The 24,488-nt window shown below is 53.0% G+C and carries 15 protein-coding genes and 3 tRNA genes; 8 read left to right on the top strand and 10 right to left on the bottom strand.

Annotated elements, in window-relative coordinates:
- The first annotated feature begins 28 nt into the window (after nucleotides 1–28).
- Nucleotides 29–1,393: a nucleotide 5'-monophosphate nucleosidase PpnN gene (ppnN, locus tag Z042_RS09770; RefSeq protein ID WP_024910132.1), complete on the top strand. Its 1,365-nt coding sequence runs from the start codon at nucleotides 29–31 to the stop codon at nucleotides 1,391–1,393.
- 93 nt (nucleotides 1,394–1,486) lie between these two features.
- Nucleotides 1,487–2,257, top strand: a complete 771-nt coding sequence (gene xni, locus Z042_RS09765; RefSeq protein WP_024910131.1) for a flap endonuclease Xni — start codon at nucleotides 1,487–1,489, stop codon at nucleotides 2,255–2,257.
- Nucleotides 2,258–2,282: 25 nt separating this feature from the next.
- Here xni and rlmM read toward each other — a convergent pair whose 3' ends face one another.
- From rlmM to Z042_RS09750, 3 genes are read right to left on the bottom strand one after another with little or no spacing between them, the layout of a single operon-like run.
- Nucleotides 2,283–3,383 carry a 23S rRNA (cytidine(2498)-2'-O)-methyltransferase RlmM gene (rlmM, locus tag Z042_RS09760; RefSeq protein WP_024910130.1) on the bottom strand — a complete coding sequence of 367 codons (1,101 nt, stop codon included), beginning with the start codon at nucleotides 3,381–3,383 and terminating at the stop codon, nucleotides 2,283–2,285.
- Complete coding sequence (locus Z042_RS09755) at nucleotides 3,376–3,771, bottom strand: DUF423 domain-containing protein (protein ID WP_024910129.1); 396 nt, start codon at nucleotides 3,769–3,771, stop codon at nucleotides 3,376–3,378. The genes rlmM and Z042_RS09755 overlap by 8 nt, the downstream gene beginning before the upstream one ends.
- A gap of 52 nt (nucleotides 3,772–3,823) precedes the next feature.
- Nucleotides 3,824–4,741 carry a transcriptional regulator GcvA gene (locus Z042_RS09750; protein WP_024910128.1) on the bottom strand — a complete coding sequence of 306 codons (918 nt, stop codon included), beginning with the start codon at nucleotides 4,739–4,741 and terminating at the stop codon, nucleotides 3,824–3,826.
- A 589-nt stretch (nucleotides 4,742–5,330) separates the two neighbouring features.
- On the opposite strand from Z042_RS09750, the gene csdA reads away from it, so the two are divergent.
- Both csdA and csdE read left to right on the top strand, forming a co-directional pair.
- Nucleotides 5,331–6,536: a cysteine desulfurase CsdA gene (csdA, locus tag Z042_RS09745; protein WP_024910127.1), complete on the top strand. Its 1,206-nt coding sequence runs from the start codon at nucleotides 5,331–5,333 to the stop codon at nucleotides 6,534–6,536.
- Between the two features lie 7 nt (nucleotides 6,537–6,543).
- Entirely contained in the window at nucleotides 6,544–6,978 is a 435-nt protein-coding gene (gene csdE, locus Z042_RS09740) for a cysteine desulfurase sulfur acceptor subunit CsdE (protein ID WP_024910126.1), read from the top strand.
- Here the strand turns inward: csdE and tcdA are convergent.
- Nucleotides 6,969–7,775 carry a tRNA cyclic N6-threonylcarbamoyladenosine(37) synthase TcdA gene (gene tcdA, locus Z042_RS09735; protein ID WP_024910125.1) on the bottom strand — a complete coding sequence of 269 codons (807 nt, stop codon included), beginning with the start codon at nucleotides 7,773–7,775 and terminating at the stop codon, nucleotides 6,969–6,971. The two genes, csdE and tcdA, sit on opposite strands and share 10 nt — an antisense overlap.
- Before the next feature lie 74 nt (nucleotides 7,776–7,849).
- Nucleotides 7,850–8,995 carry a murein transglycosylase A gene (gene mltA / locus Z042_RS09730; RefSeq protein WP_024910124.1) on the bottom strand — a complete coding sequence of 382 codons (1,146 nt, stop codon included), beginning with the start codon at nucleotides 8,993–8,995 and terminating at the stop codon, nucleotides 7,850–7,852.
- A gap of 274 nt (nucleotides 8,996–9,269) precedes the next feature.
- Here mltA and Z042_RS09725 point away from each other — a divergent pair.
- The 3 genes from Z042_RS09725 to Z042_RS09715 all read left to right on the top strand — a co-directional run bounded on the left by Z042_RS09725 (nucleotide 9,270) and on the right by Z042_RS09715 (nucleotide 9,607).
- Nucleotides 9,270–9,346, top strand: a tRNA-Met gene (locus Z042_RS09725).
- Nucleotides 9,347–9,412: 66 nt separating this feature from the next.
- Nucleotides 9,413–9,489: transfer RNA gene (locus Z042_RS09720), tRNA-Met, on the top strand.
- A gap of 41 nt (nucleotides 9,490–9,530) precedes the next feature.
- Nucleotides 9,531–9,607: transfer RNA gene (locus Z042_RS09715), tRNA-Met, on the top strand.
- A gap of 72 nt (nucleotides 9,608–9,679) precedes the next feature.
- Here the strand turns inward: Z042_RS09715 and amiC are convergent.
- Entirely contained in the window at nucleotides 9,680–10,930 is a 1,251-nt protein-coding gene (gene amiC / locus Z042_RS09710; RefSeq protein WP_024910123.1) for an N-acetylmuramoyl-L-alanine amidase AmiC, read from the bottom strand.
- Between the two features lie 260 nt (nucleotides 10,931–11,190).
- On the opposite strand from amiC, the gene argA reads away from it, so the two are divergent.
- Nucleotides 11,191–12,516 carry an amino-acid N-acetyltransferase gene (gene argA, locus Z042_RS09705; RefSeq protein ID WP_024910122.1) on the top strand — a complete coding sequence of 442 codons (1,326 nt, stop codon included), beginning with the start codon at nucleotides 11,191–11,193 and terminating at the stop codon, nucleotides 12,514–12,516.
- Between the two features lie 39 nt (nucleotides 12,517–12,555).
- Here argA and recD read toward each other — a convergent pair whose 3' ends face one another.
- The 4 genes from recD to recC all read right to left on the bottom strand — a co-directional run bounded on the left by recD (nucleotide 12,556) and on the right by recC (nucleotide 24,484).
- Complete coding sequence (recD, locus tag Z042_RS09700) at nucleotides 12,556–14,400, bottom strand: exodeoxyribonuclease V subunit alpha (RefSeq protein WP_024910121.1); 1,845 nt, start codon at nucleotides 14,398–14,400, stop codon at nucleotides 12,556–12,558.
- The gene (gene recB, locus Z042_RS09695; RefSeq protein ID WP_024910120.1) at nucleotides 14,397–17,948 is read right to left on the bottom strand and encodes an exodeoxyribonuclease V subunit beta; all 3,552 of its coding nucleotides are present in this window, start codon (nucleotides 17,946–17,948) and stop codon (nucleotides 14,397–14,399) included. The genes recD and recB overlap by 4 nt, the downstream gene beginning before the upstream one ends.
- Nucleotides 17,945–20,836 carry a pitrilysin gene (ptrA, locus tag Z042_RS09690; protein WP_024910119.1) on the bottom strand — a complete coding sequence of 964 codons (2,892 nt, stop codon included), beginning with the start codon at nucleotides 20,834–20,836 and terminating at the stop codon, nucleotides 17,945–17,947. The genes recB and ptrA overlap by 4 nt, the downstream gene beginning before the upstream one ends.
- Nucleotides 20,837–21,112: 276 nt before the next feature.
- Nucleotides 21,113–24,484: an exodeoxyribonuclease V subunit gamma gene (gene recC / locus Z042_RS09685; protein WP_024910118.1), complete on the bottom strand. Its 3,372-nt coding sequence runs from the start codon at nucleotides 24,482–24,484 to the stop codon at nucleotides 21,113–21,115.
- Nucleotides 24,485–24,488: the final 4 nt, after the last annotated feature.

Here is a 24,488-nt window from a genome sequence, read left to right as displayed (position 1 = left end):
GTTCCACAGTGAGCGTAAAGGAGCTACTTTGATTACACATATCAGCCCGTTGGGCTCGATGGACTTGCTGTCGCAGCTAGAAGTCGACATGCTGAAACGCACCGCCAGCAGTGATTTGTACCGTTTGTTCCGCAACTGCTCTTTGGCAGTATTAAACTCTGGCAGCCAGACGGACAGCAGCAAGCAACTCTTGTCGCGCTATGAAACTTTCGATATCAACGTATTACGCCGCGAGCGCGGGGTAAAACTGGAGCTGGTTAACCCACCAGAAGACGCATTCGTTGATGGCCGCATTATCCGTTCGTTGCAGGCTAACCTGTTTGCTGTCTTGCGTGACATCCTATTCGTTCATGGGCAGCTCGTCAGCGCCAAGTCTTTCCAGCACCTTGATCCAGAAAACTCCAGCCATATCACCAACTTGGTATTTTCCATCCTGCGTAATGCTCGCACGCTGCATCTTGATGAAGATCCTAATCTGGTGGTGTGCTGGGGTGGGCATTCAATCAATGAAAATGAATACCTGTATGGGCGCAAAGTCGGCAGCCAACTGGGCCTGCGCGAACTGAATATCTGTACTGGCTGTGGGCCAGGAGCCATGGAAGCCCCAATGAAAGGGGCCGCCGTTGGCCATGCGCAGCAGCGCTACCGTAATAGCCGTTTTATCGGTATGACCGAGCCTTCCATCATCGCCGCAGAGCCGCCTAATCCACTGGTGAACGAACTGGTGATTATGCCGGACATCGAAAAACGCCTGGAAGCTTTTGTGCGTATCGCACACGGCATTGTCATCTTCCCAGGTGGCGTAGGTACCGCAGAAGAGTTGCTCTATCTGCTGGGCATTCTGATGAACCCAGAAAACAGAGAGCAAGTGCTACCGCTGATCCTCACCGGGCCAAAAGAAAGCGCGGATTACTTCCGGGTGCTGGATGAATTCATCATGAATACGTTGGGTGATGAAGCACGCCGACATTACACCATTATCATTGACGATCCGGCAGAAGTCGCTCGGCAAATGAAAAAGGCCATGCCATTAGTCAAAGAAAACCGCCGTAATACGGGCGATGCTTACAGCTTCAACTGGTCTATCCGTATTGCACCCGATCTGCAACTGCCGTTCGAGCCAAGCCATGAAAACATGGCCAACCTCAATCTGTACCCAAATCAGCCCGCAGAACAATTGGCTGCCGCGCTACGCCGAGCATTTTCTGGCATCGTTGCCGGTAACGTAAAAGAGAATGGTATTCATGCTATTGAGCAATTCGGCCCTTATAAACTGCACGGCGATACGCTGATGATGAAGCAGATGGATAGCCTGTTGCAGGGGTTTGTCGCCCAGCACCGCATGAAGCTACCGGGTACGGCTTATGTGCCCTGCTATGAGATTGTGGCGTAATACTCCTGGGCGGCATAACGCCGCCCCTTCTGTTATGAATACTGTCGCTTACCTATTCATTGGCCAAGTAACTGTTTGAAAGACAACCGGGATATGCCAATACACTTACTGATCGTTGACGCCCTTAACTTAATTCGCCGCATTCATGCCGCCCAGGGTTCCCCCTGCCTGAATCGCTGCCAGAATGCTTTGCAACAGTTGATTCAGCACAGCCAACCAACCCATGCCGTCGCCGTGTTCGACGAAGACGACCGCAGTGAAAGCTGGCGCCACCGCATTCTGCCCGATTACAAAGCCGGGCGCTCACCGATGCCCGAAAATCTGCAACAGGAAATGCCGCAACTGCGCCAGGCTTTCGCAGCATTAGGAGTTGCCTGCTGGCATTCAGCAGGCAATGAAGCGGACGATTTGGCAGCAACCTTAGCCGCTAAAGTCGCCAATAGCGGCTATCAGGTCACCATCGTTTCCACCGATAAAGGCTATTGCCAGTTGCTGGCACCAAACATACAAATCCGTGATTACTTCCAGAAACGCTGGCTGGATCTGCCATTCGTGCAAAATGAGTTCGGCGTATCGCCACATCAGCTGGTGGATTACTGGGGATTGGCCGGGATCAGCAGCAGCAAGATCCCCGGCGTAGCGGGCATCGGCCCCAAAACGGCAGCCCTGTTATTACAACAGGCAGGGGATCTGGACGCACTGTTCGCCAATCTGGAACAGGTGCCAGAAAAATGGCGCAACAGGCTGCAACAACACCGCGAGATGGCCTATATCAGTAAACAAGTCGCCACGTTGCGCACCGATCTGGTTCTGGCCGGTAACCTGCAACAACTGCGATTACCAGCACGTTGCCCCTTGGTATAACAGAGAGCCAAGAGGATAAGCGCGATCAACGCTCGTCGCGGCGGCCTGGAATAGCAGACCACATGCGGCGCACATGTACGGTGATCTCTTCACGATCATGATACAGCTGCTTGGCATGAATCTCTGCGCTGATATCCGCTGTCGCCAAGGCTTCCTGAATACTTTGCAGATTCTGTGAAACCTCTTCATAGCGTTTCTTCATCGGTAGCTTCAAATTGAAGATTGCCTCACGGCACCAACCCTTAAGCAGCCAATTAATCACCAGGCTTGTCACTCGCGCCGGTTTTTCTACCATATCGCACACCAGCCAGTAGATATTGTTACGCGTGGGTTCAAACTTGAAGCCGTCAGCACGGTGGTGGGTCACCTGCCCAGTCTCCATCAGGCTCTGAGCCATAGTACCGTTATCTACGGCATGTACCATCATGCTGCGTTTAACCAGTTGATAGGTCCATCCCCCAGGGCAAGCCCCTAAATCAACCGCATACATGCCGCTGCCCAAACGCTCATCCCATTCGTCGGCTGGAATAAACACATGGAAAGCCTCTTCCAACTTCAATGTAGAGCGGCTTGGCGCATCCGCCGGGAACTTAAGACGCGGAATCCCCATATAGAATGGAGAGTTATTTTTACTGTAGGAATACCCCACATAGCAGCAACCTGGAGCGATAAAGAACACATGCACTACCGGACGCGTTGCGTTTTCACGCGCCATCAGCACTTTCTGTTCGCGCATGGCAGCGCGCAAAGGCACCGTCAGCTTGCGGCAAAACTTCATCAGTTCTTTGCTTTCGTTGGTATCCGGTACTTCTACCCGCAGTTCACCACCGCGATCAACCACACCAATCAGCATCCCGACAATCGGCGACACCCGATCTTCCGGCGGCAAGTCACGCAGCAGTTCCCCAACCACAATCATCTGACGAGCGAAAATCAGCTCACGGAACGGGATTTCTTTCGCCAAACGATCGGCATCGTCTGGTTGATAGCATTCAAACAGCACGTAACCGCTGTTTTCTTTGACTCGTGCAAAGCCGAATATTTCCAACTGGGCGGCTTTGTCAGTGATTTCTGCCGCACACTCTTTTTCAAAACCAGGGCGGCAGTACAACGCGAGCTTATTCATGGCGTTCGGCCTTTTTCCTCAGACGCAAAGCGCCAATCAACATCAATACCCAACCGATCAGGAAGCACATACCGCCAATCGGCGTGACATAAGCCCAAATCTTCAGGTGGGAAAGCGCCAGGCAATACAGGCTACCGCTAAACAATACGGTTCCTAGTGCCAACAACGCCCCACTCCAATAAAACCACAGGCTGGCCCGGTTCTGCATCGCAACGGCCAATGCCAGAATCGCCAAGGTGTGGAACCCTTGATACTCAAGCCCGGTGCGTATCCAGGCCATTTCATTGGCTCCCAACGTATCCTTCAATACGTGCGCACCAAACGCTCCCAAAGCAACAAATACAAAACCGCTGATAGCAGCAAAAATCAGCATCAAACGACTACTCATCGTGATTTACCTTAATCGAGATTAACCTGTTCCAGCCTCATCGTAACCGGCATTATTGTTCATAGCGAAAACGAAATTTATCCTGTTCACTGGCTGCCCGCGCCAGGATCCACTGGCGAAAGGCAGCTATTTTACCCAGGTCTGCCTGGCTGTCATGGCATACTAAATAAAAAGCGTTTTTACTGACCAGCACATCGTTGAATGGGCATACCAACCGCCCGGCTTCGATCTCACTTTGTGCCATCACATTATTGACCAATGCAATACCCTGGCCATGCACCGCCGCCTGAACGACCATCGCGCTGTGGCTAAAGATTGGCCCTTGTTGCACATTGATATGCTGCAATCCTAATTGACGGGTATAGGCCAACCAATCGCGGCGTGAAGTATCATGCAGAAGCGTATGATAAGCCAGATCATCCGGCACTTTCAGCGCATGTTCGCCAGCCAGCAGGCTGGGCGAGCAAACCGGCAGCAGATATTCCGCATACAGACGTTCGGCTCGCAGCCCCGGCCAATTACCACGGCCATAAAAGATCGCCACATCGACATCGTCCGCTAATTTATCCTCTTCACGGTCAATAGCCTGTATACGAACGTCGATCCCAGGATAAGCAGAGTTAAAACCAGAAAGGCGTGGCACCAGCCACTGAATAGCAAAACTGGGTGGCAGGCTGACCGTCAAAGCGCCCTTGGCACTGCGCGCCTGAAGCTTACGCGTTGCTTCATTGATCGAAGAGAAAATCTCTTTGATATCGAGATAATAACTTTGCCCTTCTTCCGTCAACAACAACGAACGGTTACGCCGCCGAAACAGTTTCAAGCCAAGGAAATCTTCCAGTGACTTGATTTGATGACTCACAGCGGCTTGGGTCACAAACAGTTCTTCTGCGGCTTTAGTAAAACTCAGATGACGAGCCGCCGCGTCAAAAACCCGCAAGGCATTCAGTGGTGGTAGGCGTTTAGACATGAATTATACCCTTTGTCTCGCAAGCGGCAGCATCGTTGGCTGCATGTGCCGTTCAAATCGGCCAATGTTTTGCGTTTGCCGCCTCGCTGGAATTTGAAATTTATTGGGTATGACTACAGTTATGTAATAATTATCCGAATAATTTCGCCTAATAGCTCAGGCAGCGTGTTCTATAACGCAATCGGTTCGCCAGAGCGAACTATTTTCATTAGTTTTTTTAATCCGAAGCATTATAAATTGTCCGTTGAGCCTGCGCCAGTAAATACCTATAGTGGCAGCACTTCCCAGGCCGGAACGAAAAGGAATTGGGTATCGAAGATACCGATGAACTTTTGGCTTTGTGGTGGTGATGTTGTGTTTGCAGATTGTCCGGCAATGCGGACATGGTAGCTAAGCTACTGTTTTTTCACTTCCTGTACATTTATCCTGTCTGTCCATAGTGATTTTATGCAGCACTGCAAATTTTGCAGTGCTTTTTTTTGCTCATAATTCCCCCTCTTCTTTGCACGCCAAATTGTTCAGGATAGCTTGTCTCAGCCCAAAAAATAGGCCAGGATCACGGCTTAATGTAGCCAGTGATAATTAACTTATGACGCCTTTCGATCCCGCTCTTTTTTGCCGCCAGTTTCCTGCTCTGAAACAGGCTGAAATTTATCTGGACAGCGCCGCCACTGCACTAAAACCGCAGGCCGTTATCGACGCCACGCAGCAGTTTTACAGCGCAGACGCGGCGACCGTCCATCGCAGCCAGCATCGCGCTGCACAGGATCTCACCACCCGCTTCGAACAAGCTCGCCAGTGGGTTGCTACGCTGATCAATGCCCCACAAGCTGATGACATCGTTTGGGCACGCGGAACCACCGAAGCCATCAATCTGGTCGCACAGAGCTATGCCCGCCCACGCCTGCAACCGGGAGATCAGATTCTGGTTAGCGAAGCAGAACATCATGCCAACCTGATCCCGTGGTTGATGGTGGCGGAGCAGACCGGTGCTCAGGTAGTCAAGCTGCCGTTGGGTAGCGATCGGCTACCGGATCTGACATTGCTTTCTTCGCTGCTCAATGAAAAAACCCGTATTCTGGCTCTGGGCCAGATGTCCAACGTCACCGGAGGATGCCCGGATCTGGCGCACGCCATTGAGTTAGCGCACGCCGCCGGTGCCGTCGTGATGATCGACGGTGCGCAGGGTATTGTGCATTGCCCAGCTGATGTGCAGCGGCTTAATATCGATTTTTACGCTTTCTCTGGGCATAAACTCTATGGCCCGACCGGCATTGGCGTACTGTACGGCAAAACGGCACTGCTGGCGGAAATGAGCCCGTGGCAGGGTGGCGGTAAAATGTTGACCCAGGCTTCATTCAGCGGTTTCACTCCGCAGCAACCACCACACTGTTTTGAAGCAGGCACACCCAATATCGCCGGTGTGCTTGGCTTAGCAGCGGCGCTGGAATGGATGAGTACCCAAGATATGGCAGCCGCTGAACAATACAGCCGCAATTTGGCGCACAGTGCCGAGCAGCGCTTAGCGTTGTTGCCGGGCTTCCGCAGTTTCCGCTGTTCCGGCTCCAGCCTGTTGGCGTTTGATATTGCCGGTGTTCACCACAGTGATATTGTCACCCTGTTGGCCGAACAAGGCATCGCGCTGCGTGCCGGGCAACATTGCGCTCAGCCGTTAATGGCCGCTTTGGGGGTTAACGGAACGCTGCGCGCCTCATTTGCCCCTTATAATCAGCCGGAAGAAGTGGATGTTTTCGTCAAGGCGTTAGAAAACGCCATTGCGTTGTTGGCGGAATAATATGAATCTGCTTGCCCCTCATCCTTTTGGTCATGCCATCACCGCCGAAGCGCTGGTGGCAAAATTCAGCGCGCTGAAACAGTGGGAAGATCGTTACCGCCAGTTGATCATGCTGGCAAAACAGTTACCCCCGTTGCTGGCAGAGCTCCGGCAGCCAGAAATCGAACTAAGCGGTTGTGAAAATCGGGTCTGGCTAGGGCACCAGCGGTTGGAAGATGGCTCAATGCATTTCTATGGTGATAGCGAAGGCCGTATCGTGCGTGGCCTGTTGGCGGTCTTGCTGACCGCCGTGGAAGGTAAAACACCGCAACAGCTTCTGGCCGATGATCCTCTGGCCTTGTTTGATCACCTGGCACTGCGTGCCCAACTCAGCGTTACCCGCGCCAGCGGTCTGGAAGCCCTGGCCGCTGGCGTTAAGCAGATCGCGGCACGCTACGCCTGACGCGCCGCTTTAGCCAGCATCTTTTTCAGCGCATGAGAAACTGCGATAAAACCGAACGTGGCGGTGACCATGGTTGCCGCCCCAAAACCGGCGCTGCAATCCATTTTCTTCGGCCCTTCCGCCGTGCTGCGCGAAGCACATACTGAGCCATCTGGCTGTGGGTAAACCAGCGGTTCGGTGGAAAAGACACAATCAATCCCCAATTTGCCTTTGCTGTTTTTTACCACGTGAAAGTCATTTTTCAGCCTTTCACGCAGCTTCGCCGCCAACGGGTCCTGAATGGTTTTCGCCAGATCCACAACGGCAATCCGCGTTGGATCGATCTGCCCACCGGCTCCTCCGGTTGTCACTACCGGGATTTTAAAACGGCGGCAATAGGCCAATAGCGCGGCTTTCGGTCGCACACTGTCGATAGCATCAATCACATAGCTGAAATTGTGGTTCAACAGCTCAGCGACATTATCTGGAGTGATAAAATCATCCACACAGCTCACCCGGCATTCTGGATTGATCGCCAGAATACGCTCCGCCATCACCTCGGTTTTTGACTGGCCAACGTGCGCACGCAATGCATGAATCTGACGATTGGTATTGGTAACACACACATCATCCATATCGATCAAGGTAATAGCACCGATACCGGTTCTTGCCAGCGCCTCTGCGGCCCACGAACCAACCCCGCCGATACCAATCACACAAACATGCGCCTGGGCAAAGAGTGCTAACGCGGGCGTGCCATACAAACGCGCCGTGCCGCCAAAACGCTGTAAATAGGCTTCTGAATAGGGGGTGCTCATTTCGTTTTAATTACTCTTGCTCATACCAATGATCAGGGCCGGAAAACCGCCCCTTGCGGTTCACATTATCCGCTTTAGCGGGTGGCCAACAAAGCTTTACCGGCAGCAGATGGTGGTTGGTAAGCACCGAATAGTGGCAACTCACCATTAGCCCCTTTCAACACCCACACACGCCCATAGTGATTATAATAACCCGCCGCATGACCCGCTTCCGGGCCGATCCCCTGATACAGATCGAAATGCTGGCCTTTAATTGCGCCGCCCACATCCAGGGCTACCACCAGGCGCATTTCATATTTTCCCGTGAATTTACCCTGATTGTCCAGCAGCGGTACTTCCGCCAGCAATGTGGTGCCAGCCGGGATCAGCGAGCGATCGGAGGCCACCGAGGCTTTGGCAATCAGCGGTACGGCGCTGGCACCTTTCACTAGGGCAAAGGATTGTGGATGGAAGAAAACAAAGGAAGGGTTCTGTTCCAGCAGTTCGCGCACTTCGGCTTCGCTATGGGTAGCCGCCCATTGGCGAATGGCCTGCATTGACATATCTGCTTTGGCCACTTCACCACGATCGATAAGCACTTTGCCGATGCTGTGGTAAGCATGGCCATTCTTGCCACTATAGCCAAAAAACACCAACGGCTGGCCGTTACCGAAATCCACATAACCACTGCCCTGGACTTCCATCATAAAGTTGTCCATCAGCGAGTTGGTATATGCAATGATGTAACGGCTATCCAGCGCACCGGAATAAATACTCGCGCGATTCGGCAAACGGCGTTTGCCTTTCGCTGGCATACGGTACAGCGGGTAACGGAATTCCCCCTGCTGGGTATAACGTGCCTGTAAAACTGGCGTGTAATAACCGGTAAACTGGACATTACCGTAGTTATCTACGCCTTCCATCTGGTAGGCACTTAGACCGAACTGGCTTAACTGGCGGGTATCCGCTCCAGAAGCCAACCAGCTTTGTACTGCCTGATAGGTAGAGGTATTACGGCTAAAAAGAGACGGAGAGGCGCGCTTTATTTCCATTAACTGAGCGGAATAATCTTTGCCATTCATAGGAACGCCCTTGGTATTAGGCTGACTCACCCATTCCAGCGGCTGATCCAGACGGCCATCCTTATACTGCTGCCCATGATCGGTCGGTTTTGATGAGCACCCCGCCAGCACAGCAACCACGACCCCACACAGCAGATATTTACCCCAACGTCCTTTCATTGTTTTCTCTCTCAAACTGATTGTTTTATACCCAAAATACTGAGGGGTTACCGCTTGCCAGCAAAAGCACTCAAGTAATAAAGGTAAGCTGGCGAACGATAACAAACGGCTACAAATAAAGAAATCTTTGCTGTTAAAAATTCCCTGTCAAATAACTTTGATGAAAAAGAAACCGATTTGCGGGCTAATTCGACAGAAAAATGCCTTTCAATGGATTATTTGCAAAAAGGGTTTGCAACAAAATGCATGGAGAGTATAGTGCGCTTCCATCGGACGCGGGGTGGAGCAGCCTGGTAGCTCGTCGGGCTCATAACCCGAAGGTCGTCGGTTCAAATCCGGCCTCCGCAACCAACCGATACTGCAATAGCAGTATCAGATAACAGGTTGGATTCGATGGTAAAACAGATATTATACGGACGCGGGGTGGAGCAGCTTGGTAGCTCGTCGGGCTCATAACCCGAAGGTCGTCGGTTCAAATCCGGCCCCCGCAACCAACTGAGGCTCCAGTATCAGATAATATCAGTATCAAGACGGACGCGGGGTGGAGCAGCCTGGTAGCTCGTCGGGCTCATAACCCGAAGGTCGTCGGTTCAAATCCGGCCTCCGCAACCAATCTTGACGGCAACGAACAAGCACCTTAACGGGTGTTTTTTTGTTTCTGAATTCCGTTACTGGGCATCTTGCTTAACGGCGAGCCTGCGCACCACCGTTAGCAAAGTAAGCCTTAATCCCTGCCAGAATAGATTCCGCTATCTGCTGCTGAAAATGGCTGGTGCGTAATTTCCGTTCTTCTTCTATATTGCTGATAAAGGCGGTTTCAACCAGGATTGATGGGATGTCAGGCGCCTTTAATACGGCAAAACCAGCCTGATCGACGCGATTTTTGTGCAAAGGGTTGATTTTGCCCATTCGGCTGAGTACTTCCTTGCCAAATTTAAGGCTGTCATTAATGGTGGCGGTCTGTAGCAGATCAAACATCGTATGATCCAGATAACGATCCCCGCTTTTGCTTACGCCCCCAATTTCATCAGAGGCATTCTGGGTCTGCGCCAGAAATTTGGCGGTATTGCTGGTTGCCCCTTTGGTTGACAACGCAAACACCGACGATCCCCGCGCCGCGCGGTTGGTAAAAGCATCAGCATGGATTGACACAAACAGATCTGCGCGCTGTTTGCGGGCTTTCGCCACACGCACTTTCAATGGAATGAACACATCTTCATTGCGCGTCATGAACACCTTCATATTTGGTTCGCGCTTAATCAGCGTGCTGAGGCGACGGGCGATCTGCAACACAATGTCTTTTTCACGCGTTTTATATTTACCGATAGCGCCTGGATCTTCGCCACCGTGCCCAGGATCCAACATAATCACCATTGGCCGATCTCGCCCTGCCTTACCCGCCTGCGGCGCTTCGGCCGGTAACGAACGCTCCAAATCTCCCTTATTGTAATCCTCCAGTAATGCCAGCAACGGATCATATTCTTCGCCAGTGCCCCCCGAGGTTGGATAGAGATCGATCACCAGCCGGTTACGGTATTCAGCCACCGGTGCCAGGGTAAACATATTCGGGCTGACGCTTTGCTTAAGTTCCAACACCAGTCTGACCGTGTTTTCATTGAATTGGCCGATTCGCACCTGCGTCAGGTAAGGATCTTCTTTGCGCACCTGGCTGGCGATCCCTTTCAGCACACTGTTCAGTTGAATACCTTCAACATCGATCACGATACGATCGGGAGCTGTCAGCGCAAACTGTTGGTACTTCAGCGGCAGATTGGATTCCAGCGTCACGCGGGTGTAAGTCGAAGAAGGCCAGACGCGAACGGCGATCACCTGCGTCGCAGCGGCAAAACCGACACGGCTTACACTCAGCAACCAGGTTGCGGCAACCCCCTGCAACAAACGACGGCGGCCTAAATGGTGATTCGTGTCAGACATGTGGCTCCAGCGGTGGCATACCCTGCCATTTGTAATCTATTGGGTATGAAGATATTAAAAAACATCAAAAAGTGAGAATAACAAAAACTTTAACCAATCCATCCAGCGCTGTCATCAGAAAATCTTTTTATGGTTTTTCAATTTATTAACGAATTAGCCCGGTTGGCTGAGAAATCTACCTCATTTCTTGCTTGCCATCAGAGCCATAAAAGAATAAAAATACAAAAATATCGTATAAATATGCAAAAGAGGTTTTTGCCGTGAAGGAACGTAGCACAGAGTTGGTTCAAGGATTCCGTCACTCAGTTCCCTATATTAATGCTCACCGTGGCAAAACGTTTGTCATCATGCTGGGTGGCGAAGCCATCGAACATGATAATTTTTCCAATATCGTCAACGATATCGGGTTATTACATAGCCTGGGTATCCGCCTGGTGGTGGTGTATGGCGCACGGCCGCAGATTGACAGCAACCTGGCGCAGCATAATTACGAACCAGTTTATCACAAGCATACTCGCGTCACCGATGCCCACACGCTGGAACTGGTTAAACAGGCCGCTGGCCTGCTGCAACTGGATATTACCGCACGGCTTTCCATGAGCCTGAACAACACACCGCTGCAAGGAGCACACATCAACGTGGTGAGTGGCAACTTTATCATTGCCCAACCCCTTGGTGTGGATGACGGTGTTGACTACTGTCACAGTGGCCGTATCCGCCGTATTGACGATGAAGCGATCCATCGCCAGCTTGATAGTAATGCCATTGTGCTGATTGGCCCAGTGGCGGTTTCCGTCACTGGCGAAAGCTTTAACCTGACCTCGGAAGAAGTTGCCACTCAATTGGCGATTAAACTGAAAGCCGAGAAAATGATCGGTTTCTGCTCCTCACAAGGGGTGACGGATACCAAGCGCAACATTATTTCTGAGCTGTTCCCTAACGATGCGCAAAAACGCATTGAGCAACTGGAAGAAACCGGTGATTACCATTCTGGCACCGTGCGTTTCCTGCGCGGTGCGGTCAAAGCCTGCCGTAGCGGGGTACGCCGTAGCCATCTGATCAGTTACCAGGAAGACGGTGCACTGGTACAGGAACTGTTCTCACGCGATGGTATCGGTACTCAGATTGTTATGGAAAGCGCAGAACAGGTGCGCCGCGCAACCATCAACGATATTGGAGGGATACTTGAGCTGATTCGCCCGTTGGAGCAGCAAGGTATTCTGGTACGCCGCTCACGTGAACAACTGGAAATGGAGATCGACAAATTCACGATTATTGAACGTGATAACCTGACCATCGCCTGTGCCGCACTCTATCCGTTCCCAGAAGAAAAAATTGGTGAGATGGCCTGCGTGGCGGTGCATCCTGATTACCGCAGTTCGTCGCGCGGCGAAATGCTGTTGCAAAGGGTAGAAAACCAGGCCCGGCAAATGGGGTTACAGAAGCTGTTTGTGCTGACTACGCGCAGCATTCACTGGTTTCAGGAGCGGGGCTTCACCCCCGCAGAAGTGGACGTTTTACCGATGCAAAAGCAGGCGTTATACAACTATCAGCGCCGTTCAAAAATCCTGTTGGCCGATCTGTAATGGTTTACGGGCGCTGTACCACAGCGCCCAGTTCACCGGTCAAGCCTGCAACCGTTCCACCAAGCCACTACGGCGCTGAGTCGGCGTGCGAATAGCCGCTAGCAGAACTGGCTCCGTTGCATAAAGTGAAAGCCGTTTGCGTGCGCGAGTAATGGCGGTATACACCAGTTCGCGCGTCAGCACCGGCAAAAAATGATGCGGCAACACCAACAGCGTATGCTCAAACTCCGATCCCTGCGATTTATGTACCGTCATTGCATAGGCAGTTTCATGTGCTGGTAAACGGCTCGGCTGCACCGATTTAATGCTGCCGTCCGGTAACTGGAAATGCACCCGCAGATCGCCCCCCTCGCCGGGCAAAGCAATGCCGATATCGCCGTTGAACAGCCCCAGTGCGCTGTCGTTACGGCCAATCATTACCGGCCGCCCTAAATACCAGCGCCCGGCGGGGCCGGGGCTACGGCGAATCAGATTTGCGCGCTGCAACCCGGTTTCAATACGTTCATTCAGCCCGGCAACGCCAAACGGCCCCTCACGCAAAGCGCACAACACCTGAAAACGACCGAAGCTTTCCAATATCGTGGTAGCATCAGCCCCTGCGGCCACCAGCCGAAGATAATCGCGATACCCCTCAACGCAGGCAGCCAACAATTGCGGGTAATCCTCGTTTTCTGCCAATGGATAACCAGCCACATCCTCATAATGGCCATTCAGCACGGCCATCACCTGTTGGCGGTCACCGGCGTTCACCGCTAGCGCCAGCTGACCAATGCCAGAGTTGGCATCAAACCGATAGCTCTTGCGCAGCAGGCACAGGCTGTCACGCACTGCGGCCCCTATTTCTGCCGCTTGCCCCTGCAACGGGTAACCGGTTAAACGGGCCAACTGCGCCGCACGGCTGCTGCTGTAGCCCTGTTCAGCAAAACGGCAGATATCTCCCAGCACCGCGCCAGCCTCCACCGAGGCCAGTTGATCGCGGTCACCGAGAAATATCACCCGAGCCCCCGGCGGCAAAGCGGCGATCAACCGTGCCATCATTGGCAAATCCACCATCGACGCTTCGTCCACCACCAACACATCCAGGTGCAGCGGATTACCTCGGTGATAGCGCATTCGTTGGCTGTTAGGCTGTGCCCCCAATAAACGGTGCAACGTGGCGGCTTCTACCGGGAATAACCCCCGTTGTTCCGGTGTTAACGGTAACTGACGGCTGGCAATGCTCAATGACTCCGTCAGCCTTGCCGCGGCTTTGCCCGTCGGGGCTGCAAGCTGGATACGCAAACGCGTATCGCCGCCAAGTTGCACCAGTGCGGCAAGCAATTTAGCTACGGTGGTCGTTTTACCCGTACCGGGGCCACCGGAAATCACGGCGATACGGCGCGTGGCCGCCACGGCGGCGGCGATTTTTTGCCAATCAGGTTCATTTGCCGCTTCACCAAACAGTTGATCGAGAATTGTGCGTAGCTGCGTTTCGTCAACCACCTGCGGGACACTGTTGCTGCCCATAAAAGCCGCGACTTCGCCTTCGCTTTGCCACATACGTTGCAGATATAACCGATGCTGCTGCAACACCATCGGCGTAGCCCTGTTGCCATCACTCACCGCCGCCGAGGCTACCAAACGTTGTTGCCAGCGAGCTAAATCCAAGCTCCCCGCTGCCTGCCATGCCGCCATCGCCAGTTCTGGCTGGCGGCCATTGAACAGATTTTCCGGCAGCAACTGTTCCAGCAACAGACAAACGTGACCAGCCCCTGCCTCCGCGCTCAAGCAAGCCGCCGCCAACTGGAGCTCCGGTTCATCATCACCAGCAACGATGTGAGCGAAATGCACATCCAGCGGGCGCAACACCCCCGACACCAACGCCTGATTCAGGATCTCAATCATTGCCCCTCCTCCGCGCCGATCGCCTCACCGTTGAACAGACGATCCATTCCTTGCACCAGCGCTTCCTCCGGCCGACAGGCAAAAATCCCGTTGCCCGGATGTTGAGCATCTACGCCGCGTAAAAACAGATAAATCACGCCGCCAAAATGGCTGCTGTAATCATAATCCGCCAGGCGATGCCCCAGATAGCGGTGCAGTGCCAGGGTATACAGCTGATATTGCAGATCGTAACGGTGTTCTGCCATGGCCCGCTCCATGGCCTGCTGAGTGTAAGCACTGCTGCCATCCCCCAGCCAGTTGGATTTGTAATCCAGCAGGTAGTATTTACCCTGCCAGCAGAACACCAAATCAATAAAACCTTTCAACATGCCTTGCACCTGCTGGAAGCTCAGTTCAGGGCAACGGGCGGCCAGCGGATCGTAGCGCTTCACCAACGCATCCAGCTCACGAGCCTGAAGCAACCCGTTGATCGGCAGGTAAAACTGCATCTCCGCCTGCTTGAATTCCGCGGCCAGTGCAGAAAGAGCCACGCCGCTGCTGTTGAGCGGCGTATTCAGCAATACCTGCATCCAGGTTTTCACTACCGGCAACCAATGCGCATCAAACCCCTGCTGGAGTAATTGTTCCAACAACCACGGCTCATTCAGCGGCTGCGTGAAATCCAAGTTTTCAAACAGGCTATGCAGGAAGGTGCCCGGTGCTGCACCACGCGGGAAAGTATGTGGGCTCAATTCCGGCCCCTTATCTTCCCCCTGTTCGCCAGCGGCATCGATATCCAAACGTGGCAATAACTCCGGCATCCCGGCCGCACCGTGCTGTTGCAGGCCGGTGTAGCTGGTCACCCGCCAAAAATCCTGTATCTGGCGCGCAAAGCGTTTTGCCGCCAGTTCGGCAACCGCCGCTGCCGGAGGCTGCCAGAGATGTTCAGCGGGTGCATCCACCAAAGTGAGTTTAATCCCACCTGTCGCCAGCGTTTGCAGGCTTTCTTTCAGGTAAGCGGCATCGCCAGCCTGCCCTGCTTGCAGCAGATACCCCAGCGCACTACGGTGCAGATCCGTTTCCCCCTGCTTCTTGCGCGTACCCAGAAACAGCGGCGCAATGCCGATACTACAGTGGTATACCGAGCGGGTCAGCGCCACATACAGCAGGCGCAAATCCTCTGCCAACCGTTCTTCTTCGGCCCAGGCAATGCTTTCTTCATTGGCATTGAGATCCAGCAACGCTTGGAAAGTCTTGCGATCGTGGTACAGCACCTGCCGTTGTTGGCGGAAGTTGCCGACAAAGGGTAACCACACCAGATCAAACTCCAGCCCTTTGGATTTGTGGATGGTAATCACCTGTACCAGATGCCGATCGCTTTCCAAGCGTAATTGCTGATTATCCGATTGGCGATTAGGCTGAGCGATCTGCTGTGCCAGCCAGCGCACCAGCGCATGTTCGCTGTCCAGTTGCACTGTGGCCTCTTGCAACAGCTCCCCCAGATGCATTACATCTGTCAGGCGGCGTTCGCCACCTGGGCTGGCCAGCAGGTTTTCGGCCAGATGCCGCCGAACCATCACCTCACGCAGCATCGGCAAAACACCGCGCCGCTGCCAATGAGTACGGTATTCATCAAACTCGTTGACCAGCGCATCCCAGGCCCGTTCATCCTGATTCAGATCATCCAGCGCCAGCGCATCTAACCCCAGCAACCCGGTAGCCATTGCGCTACGCAAGGTACGCTCCTGCTCAGGAGCCAGCACGGCCTGTAATAACCACAGTAAATCTTTGGCTTCCGGCGTATCGAATACGCTATCGCGGTTGGAAAGATAGACCGAGGGGATCGCCAGCGCGCTGAGTGCATCGCGAACCAGCGCGGCTTCAGCACGGCTGCGCACCAGAATGGTGATATCCGATGCTTGTACGCTGCGCCGTTTATCGCCATTAACCAGCCAAGCCTCACCCGCCTGCCCAGCGCTGAGCCAGTCACGAATTTGCGCCGCACACTGGCGGGCCATTAGTTGTTGGTAATCACTTACTCCAACACCTTCCCCCTGTTGCAACCAAAACTGCATTGCCGGTTGCGGCTTGTTCTGCCATTCAAAGGCCAGCCCTTGATTCTTCTGCGCGACAACCACATCAATGAATGGGATCTGTCTGAACAGAAACGGATTTTCCACCTGGGCAAACAACCGATTCACGCTCTCTACCATCGCAGGTGATGAACGCCAATTGGTTTCCAGCGTATAGTGGGCGCTCACCTCTGAACGAGCACGCATATAAGTGAAGATATCTGCACCACGGAAAGCGTAAATCGCCTGTTTGGGATCGCCAATCAGCAGCAAACCACAGTGAGGCTGACCAAGATAAAGTTTTTGGAAGATACGGTATTGCTGGGGATCGGTATCCTGAAATTCATCGATCATCGCCACCGGGTAACGTTGGCGAATCGCCTGGGCCAGTTGTTCACCACCGGCACTTTGCAGAGCGGCGTCCAGCTTGCTTAGCAGATCATCAAACCCCAGCTCGGCACGCTGGCGTTTCTCTTGCGCAATGGAAGTACGGATCTCACTTAATGCGCGAGCCATGATCAGGTCGCGCAGCGTCAAGGGTTCCGCAAATAGCTCATCAATTGCCACAAACAGCCCATGACGCGGCGCTTCCCCTTTTTTGGTTTTCTCCAGCAATACCGACTGGCGGAACTTATCCAGCTCTTTGGGTAACTGATAATCCTGCGTTTCCTGCCCAGCCCACTCGCCGACCTTATGCAACCAGTTAGGTAAGTGTTTACTACTGTAACTGCGTTTATCAACACCAGACTGGCTGATTAATCCTTCCAGTCCCCCTGCATCGGCCTGCCACTGCATTTTGATGGCATTGATGCGTGCAACAATCTGCTCATGGCGCACCAATACCGTTTCGTGCTCTTTCGGCGGCTGGCGCAATGCCGGAGCCTCGCCCTGCAAATAACCGGCGAGATCGCTCAACAGCGCTTCTGGGCCGCTCCATTCCTGGCTGACCACCCTTGCCACATTCAGCGGCAAAGGGTAACAATGGCGGCGCCAGAAATCTGCACAGGCCTGGCGCCGCAGCGGTAACTCATCTTGTATCAGCGTTTGTTCAAACAGAATGCCGGATTCAAATGCGTTGTGAGTCAGCATTCGCTGACAAAAACCGTGGATGGTGTAAATCGCTGCTTCATCCATCTGCCGTTCTGCGGCCAGCAACTGCACCGCCGCATCAGACAGATTGCCAATCTCCGTCATCAGTGAGGAAAACAGCGGATCTTGGCTGTGCCCGCGTACACAGGCAATCCGTAACGCATGGATATTGCTGCGAATACGCCCGCGTAATTCTTCAGTCGCTGCCTCGGTAAAAGTCACCACCAGGATTTCTTCTACCGTCAAAGGGCGATGAAAGGCCGCTGCCTGGCCTAAGCCAAGCAGCAAACGCAGATAAAGCGCTCCAATGGTAAAGGTTTTGCCGGTTCCTGCCGAAGCTTCAATCAGCCGTTCACCAAACAACGGCAACGTCAGTGCATCAAGCTTCTTAGGAACCACGGTTGTCATGGCGTTACCACTTGGCGTGGCAACGTTTGCTGCAAAGCAGAAGCATTAGGATAAGTGACCCAATCTGCACCCGGCACGACAAAATCGGCTTTCTCCTGGCTGCTGCCACTCACCTGTGACAGCACAGCCAAACCCTGTGGCTGAATGACCGCCTGATGGAAATAATCCGCCAATTTAGTGGGCGTCAGAGTTGTAATCTGTGCAATCAGTTTCTGGCGGGTATCAAAAGCGAAATTACCGCGATCAAAATCATTGCCGAAACGATCGGCTTCCTCACTAAGGGTTTGTGGGCGCTGTTTCAGTTCGTTAATCATTGCCTGCTTATATTGGGCAAAATCGGCCTCGCTCATCTCGCGTAACCGTTTTTCTGTTTTGGGATAAAAATCCTGGTAACGCTGATAAAGATAAGCGGGTTGCTGATTGTTGCTTTGCAACAGGAAGCCCACGCCCCACTGGCGGCCAACCGGTGTAGCAAAAGCAAATAGGGCATAGCCGAGCTGCTCCTGAGTACGCAGTTGGCTGTAGAACCAGGGCTGGATAATCTGCCCCAACAAGGAACTGTAAGCCATGCTGGTGACCTCATCGTAACCCGTTGGTACATACACCGCCGCCAGCGCCGAGTCGGTACTGCTGCCAAAGCGTTGCAGATTCGCCAACTGATTTTTTACGACCATCACCTTTTCACCGTGCCACCATTCCACACCGGTACAACCCAACTGATGTTTCAGCGTAGCAGCCAGCGTCTCCACTTGCTGTTGGCTCATATTTCCCACCACCAGCATTTCTGGGGTGGCTTCTTTCATCAGGCTGTCGCGATAGGCCAGAATATCTTGCAGCGTCAGCGTTTTCAGTACTTCACGGCGTTCACTGCGTTCGATATAAGGCACCCGGGAAAGCATCTGCACCGGCTGCATCGCCAGTTCGAGTGCTTTGCCCTTCTCTGCTGAATCCAGCTGTTCCAAATACCAGGATTTAGCCTGTGCCAATTGCCCTTCCGTAGGTGTAAAGCTGGAGTACCCCTCCACCAGTGAAGTGAGTAACTGTGGCAAACGTTGGGTAAAACCGTTGGCACTAAACACCAGGCCATTGTTTGCCGAAGTGGAAAAACTCAGCCCACCGACAGAAGCTTGATAGCTCAATTGGTCAAGCGAAAGACCCGCCAGATAATCCATCAGAGAAAACAGTACCTGATTACGTGCAGAATCCATGGTTTTGGCATTGCGTAACGCCACGATCACATCGGCTTTAGGCTCATCGGCAAAGTAGCGGCTCGGCATATACAGCACCCGCAGACCCGGTTGGTTAACCACCATTTCAGGTTTGGTAAACTCACGAGCAGGGGGATGCAAAGTGAAATCATCTGGGATATAGGGGTTGAGTACGGGCAGAGAGAGTGCTATCCCTTTACCTAGCTGCCGCCATTTCTCAAAACGCTCTGGGGTAATTTTATCTACCTGATAAGGAGCATCAACGAAGTAAGCCATTTTGTTATGCGGTTCATCCGGGCTGATAAACCAGATACGCGCATTTTGCGGCGTCATTTGCTCTAAACGTTCTGCAATGGCTTGCGGATCGAAACGATCTGCCAGATATGGGGCATCTAGCGTATGCTCAATCGGTACTCGCAGCATGGTATCCACCAGCCATTCGATATAATCCATATCACGCGTAATTGATGGATAGCGGAAATCCAGATTCAGAACATGCGCAATCTCATCAAAATAGCTTTGTTTGATCCCTTCGTTACGCAACATGTTCAGATAACTGAAAATAGCTGCAACCACTTTATCACGCTCTGCCAGCCCCTTGTCGGTCAGGGAAACACTGATGGAAAACAGGCCGCCGTTACGATCTACCATCGGATCGGCACCTGCATTGATGGCATCAGCCAACCCTTGTGCCTGTAACCAGTCTGAAAGCGTATTATTACTGCGATTGCCAATCAGATAACCGATATAAATATCCGTTTTACTGCGAAATTCTGCGCTGTTATTGCCGATACGAAACTCAACTTTCAGTTGCTTGCGTGGTTGTGCTGGCACGTAATGAATGATGATACCCTGCTGTTCTGCTGTCACCGCAGGAACGGTGATCGGCGGCACTTGTGCATCACGATTCGGAATGCGGCCAAAAGTTCTGGTCGCCAACTCGGCCAACGCCTCAAGAGATTGGTTGCTGTACAGCACACCCATCATCAGGTTGGCAGAGTAATAACGCTGATAAAAACTGAGCAATTCATCATGTAATTTGCTGCCTGGTTTATCTTTCAGAGTCTCCAAATTGCCGCCGGAAAAACGGGCGCTGGGGTGTTCCGGGTTCAGCGTTTCCGCCCCAACCTGCGCCATGCGCATCCCATCACGAGAACGCGCCATAGTCAGTTCGGCATTCACCGCGTTCCGCTCACGATCGGCATTGTCCGGGTCCAACAGTGGTGCCGCAAGCGCATCCGCCATGCGATCAACCGCAGCTTCCAGCGCGTTGTTTTCCACTTCCAGATAGAAGGCGGTACGGTAGGATGCCGTGCTCGCATTGTGGCTACCGCCGTGTTTTTTCAGGAATTCAGCGAGGTTTTCCGATTCTGGATAACGTTTGGAGCCCATCAAAACCATATGCTCAAGATAATGGGCCAAGCCAAGTTGACTGGCGGGATTTTCCAATGACCCCACGGGCAACGCCAATGCAGCCAATGACTTTGGTGCCTGTGCATCGGAAACCAGCAGCACCGTCATCCCATTAGCCAGTTTAATCGCCTGGTAATGACGTGGGTCATGCTCGCTTTTGTGGATTTTTTCCGCCAGCGGTTGCCATCCCTGCGCAGCCCAACTTAGCGGTACCCAAAACATCACCAACAACACTAACCCAGTAATGCGAACTAACTGTTTACGCATATCCAAAATAAACCCCTATTCTCTTGCCGCTACGCCAACTCCCTGGCGTTAACGGCATTCTGCAAAACGACAAACTGAAAATGGTGCCCAACAGATTTCAAGTTATACCCGCCATACTTCAAGTTGCCTATGCGTTGGCTTTCCTGCAATTCGAATTACTTAGGGTATAGAAAATCCATGCCTGTACGCCATATCAGACCAGGGACAACCTCAATGGCCAAAGGCAAACCTGACTATTTTTATCATCTCCCCTCCATCACCACCACCACAGGATTGTTACCCCAGGTTATGCTGCACCATTGGCAGCAGATAACGTTCTGTTTCACGCAAAATTTGTTCAAGGCAGGCATTGTCCATCTGCCGGAAAACACGTTGGATATAGAGATCTTCCCCCTCTCCCGGTATACGCTGATCCCCCTGCCAAGTTTGCAACAGCTTGGCACGCGCTTTGATTTGTACATCTTCAGCCCAATCAATCTGCTGCGTTTCTGCCTGATAACACTGGCTCAACCAGGCCCAACCGCTTTTGTTCAGCAACAGCAAAGGTTGTGACAGCCCGCGCTGATAGCCGGTGAGTAGCTCAGCCAATTGAAGATGAGCAGCCTCAGCGGAGAGCGCAGCAAAGCGCCAGGTGGAATTTTTGCGCCCGAACATGCGGCTTTCCCCTGCCCCTCCGGCACAGCAGTACACCAAGTGTTCCAGCCAAAGCAAAATACCGTCTACCGCTGAAAGCGTGGCTGGCCGCCAACGCAGCAAACCATCGGCTTGGACTTGATGCAACCAGCCGGTAATACGTACACCCGCAACGCTAATATCCAACTCCAGGCTGCTATTTTCCTGCCGCTCATTACGCACCCGTTCAGCCAGTTCACCGATCTCTTCCTGCTGCGTTTGCCAATAAATCTCACCAAACGCCCCATAAGGTAAACCACCAGAGGCTCGTATCCGCTGGAATAATCGCTCCGTATCTTCTTGCTCGATCAAAACATTCAACAATTGGCTGTTAAATTGGTAGCGGCTGAGGTTATCCAGTGTAAAAGGTTCCTCTTCTGGTAGCTCTGTCTCTTCAAGAATGAAATTGACGCCCAGGCGCAGTTGGAAAAAAGCCCGTATCGGATGGCGGTAAAAGCGCAGCAGTTCATCAAGGGAAATCTGTGTTTTCTCTTCCCCCACCAACGGTTGATTAAACGCCGGATAGGCAGTTCCTTGCCCGTCTGCCGCAGGTAGCCACTCTGCGGCATAGCTTTGTGCTTCACTCCCCGCCAGGAAGTTTTCAGCCGCAAACGGCATACGGTTATGGTACTTAAGCAAATGCTCACCTACCCGCCGAGCACTGGTGTCTGCATCACAGGTTTCATCACCCGGCAAACAATAGCTCTGCTCCAGATACTCCAACAGTTCAGTAACCAATACCGAAGGATAACGCTCACTGTTATCCTGAATCGAACGACCGATAAAGCTGATGTAAAGCCGTTGTTGAGCTGAGAGGATCGCCTCCAAAAACAAATAACGGTCATCATCACGGCGGCTGCGATCGCCACGTTTAACCTGTTGAGCCATCAGATCAAAACCCAGTGGTGGCAACGTGCGTGGATAAACCCCATCATTCATCCCCAACAGGCAAACCACCTTGAACGGGATAGAACGCATCGGCATCAGGGTACAAAAGTTGATCTGCCCAGCCAGAAAACGCTGGCTGATGCGCTGCTGATCGAGCCGGGCCGCCAACTCATTGCGCAGCAGCGTCAGCGGCACAGTATCGGGATAACGGGCCGATAGCCCGTAGTCGATAATCTTCAACCAATCCCGTTCAATCAGCGCTAATGCCTCTTCCGTTTCGCTATCCGTCTCAAAGAAACTATCAAGCAAACGGCGACACAGCGGTAACCACTCTGCAAGCGATCGTTCCTCACTCAGGGTTTTCCGCCAATCACTGAGTTGGGACAACAGATCCGCCAGTTGCCCGGCAAGCTCCGCAACCAGCCCACTTGATTCGTCGTAAGGTAACACCCCCTCCCAATCCCCCGCCTTACTGTCCATCGCATACCCCAGCAGCATGCGGGTAATACCAAACCGCCAGGTGTGCTGCCCCGTTGCTGGTAACGCCAGTTCACGCACGTTATCGTCGTCCAGCCCCCAACGCACCCCGGCCTCCCCAGCCCAATGGCGCAGCAGGCGCAACCCCTCTTCCTGAATGGAAAAACGGGCAGCCAACGCGGGTACTTCCAGCAGTGCTAACACCTGTTCTGAAGTAAAGCGGCTCTGTGGCAAATCAAGCAATGAGATAAAAGCCTGTAAAGCGGGATGCGCCTGACGGGCCTTGCGATCGGAAATGGCAAACGGCAGGTAGCGCTCGCTGGCAGCATTACCGAATACCGCCTGAATATAGGGCGTATAACTGTCGATATCTGCCACCATCACGATGATATCGCGCGATGTCAGTTGCGGATCTTCGGCCAGCATTCCCAGCAGTTGATCGTGCAGCACCTCCACTTCGCGCTGCGGGCTGTGGCAGGCATGCAGGCTGAGAGAACGATCCTGCGGATCTAACCGGCGTTTATTACCGCTGTGTTCAAACGTTTCCAGCGTGGTACCGATCACCGCATGGTCTTCCAACTCCAGCATGTCGTGTTGAATGGCATGCAGCAGCCCGTCAGCCGGAATATCAACAAAGGCGTCTATTTCCTGTACGGCCTCCATCTGCGAGAGCAGATACAGATGATCACGCCCCAGTTTGCCCCATGAAGCCAGCAGAGGATTGCTCAGTTGTTGTTTACCTTCGGCATCAAACAGCTGTGCAGCCTGCTCTGGCTGGCGGAATAACCCTTGCTCCCGCGCCTGATGATAATGGCGACGCTTACGGCTTTGTAATCGAGCAAGAAACGCATAGTCCTGAATATCTCCCCAGTAGTAACGGCAGGGGTTGGTAAACATCAGGTGGATATCAATGTGCTTACCAAGCGCCTGCAACGCTTCCAGATAGACCGGCGGCAAGGCTGAAATCCCACAGATAAACACCCGGGGTGGCAAACCGGCCGGGCACTGCACTGCGGTTGCCAGACTGCTGATAAAACGGCGGTATAAATTGGCACGATGCCACTCTTCTTGCCCGAGCTCCTGCGTGTACTCAACCAACCTGCACCACAAGGCTGCCTGCCACTGCTGAGCATCTGGCAACCCTTCGATCAGTTCCTGACGCTGCCAGCTTTCCAGCCACTGCGGGCGATAAACCAGATATTGGTCAAACAGATCCGCCACCCTGCCAGCAAGCTGGTGGATCTTGCGCTTGTCGCCATCGTCGGTCAGGTAATGTTGCAACGTGGCAAACTCGGGCTGAATCAGCATTTCAGGCAACAGCCACATCAGCTTCCAGGTCATCGCATCTTTGCTGAAAGCACTCTCTTTTGGGATGCCCGGCAAGACTTTGGTAAACATCTCCCAGATAAAGGTGGCGGGCAGCGGGAAAGTGATATTGGCGGCGATCCCCAGTTGCTCTGCCAGTTGCATTTGCAACCACTGCGCCATGCCAGGGCTTTGCACCAACACCACTTCCTGTTGAAAAGGATTAGCCAAAGGCTCTCTGGTTATCAACGCACTGGTCAGCGTTTTCAGTAAGTCCAACTGATTGGAGTGATAAACCCTAAACATGAGG

Source organism: Chania multitudinisentens RB-25, assembly GCF_000520015.2.
GTDB classification, from domain to species: domain Bacteria; phylum Pseudomonadota; class Gammaproteobacteria; order Enterobacterales; family Enterobacteriaceae; genus Chania; species Chania multitudinisentens.
The sequence above is the reverse complement of the archived record's forward strand: the minus strand, read 5'-3'. Positions and strand labels throughout refer to the sequence as shown.

Bases quoted from the DNA above. Each gene is read 5' to 3' on its own strand.
- amiC (WP_024910123.1), bottom strand. From the start codon at position 10,930: ATGTCTGACACGAATCACCATTTAGGCCGCCGTCGTTTGTTGCAGGGG.
- rlmM (WP_024910130.1), bottom strand. From the start codon at position 3,383: ATGAATAAGCTCGCGTTGTACTGCCGCCCTGGTTTTGAAAAAGAGTGT.
- xni (WP_024910131.1), top strand. From the start codon at position 1,487: ATGCCAATACACTTACTGATCGTTGACGCCCTTAACTTAATTCGCCGC.
- recD (WP_024910121.1), bottom strand. From the start codon at position 14,400: ATGATTGAGATCCTGAATCAGGCGTTGGTGTCGGGGGTGTTGCGCCCG.
- ptrA (WP_024910119.1), bottom strand. From the start codon at position 20,836: ATGCGTAAACAGTTAGTTCGCATTACTGGGTTAGTGTTGTTGGTGATG.
- recB (WP_024910120.1), bottom strand. From the start codon at position 17,948: ATGACAACCGTGGTTCCTAAGAAGCTTGATGCACTGACGTTGCCGTTG.
- tcdA (WP_024910125.1), bottom strand. From the start codon at position 7,775: ATGAGCACCCCCTATTCAGAAGCCTATTTACAGCGTTTTGGCGGCACG.
- Z042_RS09755 (WP_024910129.1), bottom strand. From the start codon at position 3,771: ATGAGTAGTCGTTTGATGCTGATTTTTGCTGCTATCAGCGGTTTTGTA.
- Z042_RS09750 (WP_024910128.1), bottom strand. From the start codon at position 4,741: ATGTCTAAACGCCTACCACCACTGAATGCCTTGCGGGTTTTTGACGCG.
- mltA (WP_024910124.1), bottom strand. From the start codon at position 8,995: ATGAAAGGACGTTGGGGTAAATATCTGCTGTGTGGGGTCGTGGTTGCT.
- recC (WP_024910118.1), bottom strand. From the start codon at position 24,484: ATGTTTAGGGTTTATCACTCCAATCAGTTGGACTTACTGAAAACGCTG.
- csdA (WP_024910127.1), top strand. From the start codon at position 5,331: ATGACGCCTTTCGATCCCGCTCTTTTTTGCCGCCAGTTTCCTGCTCTG.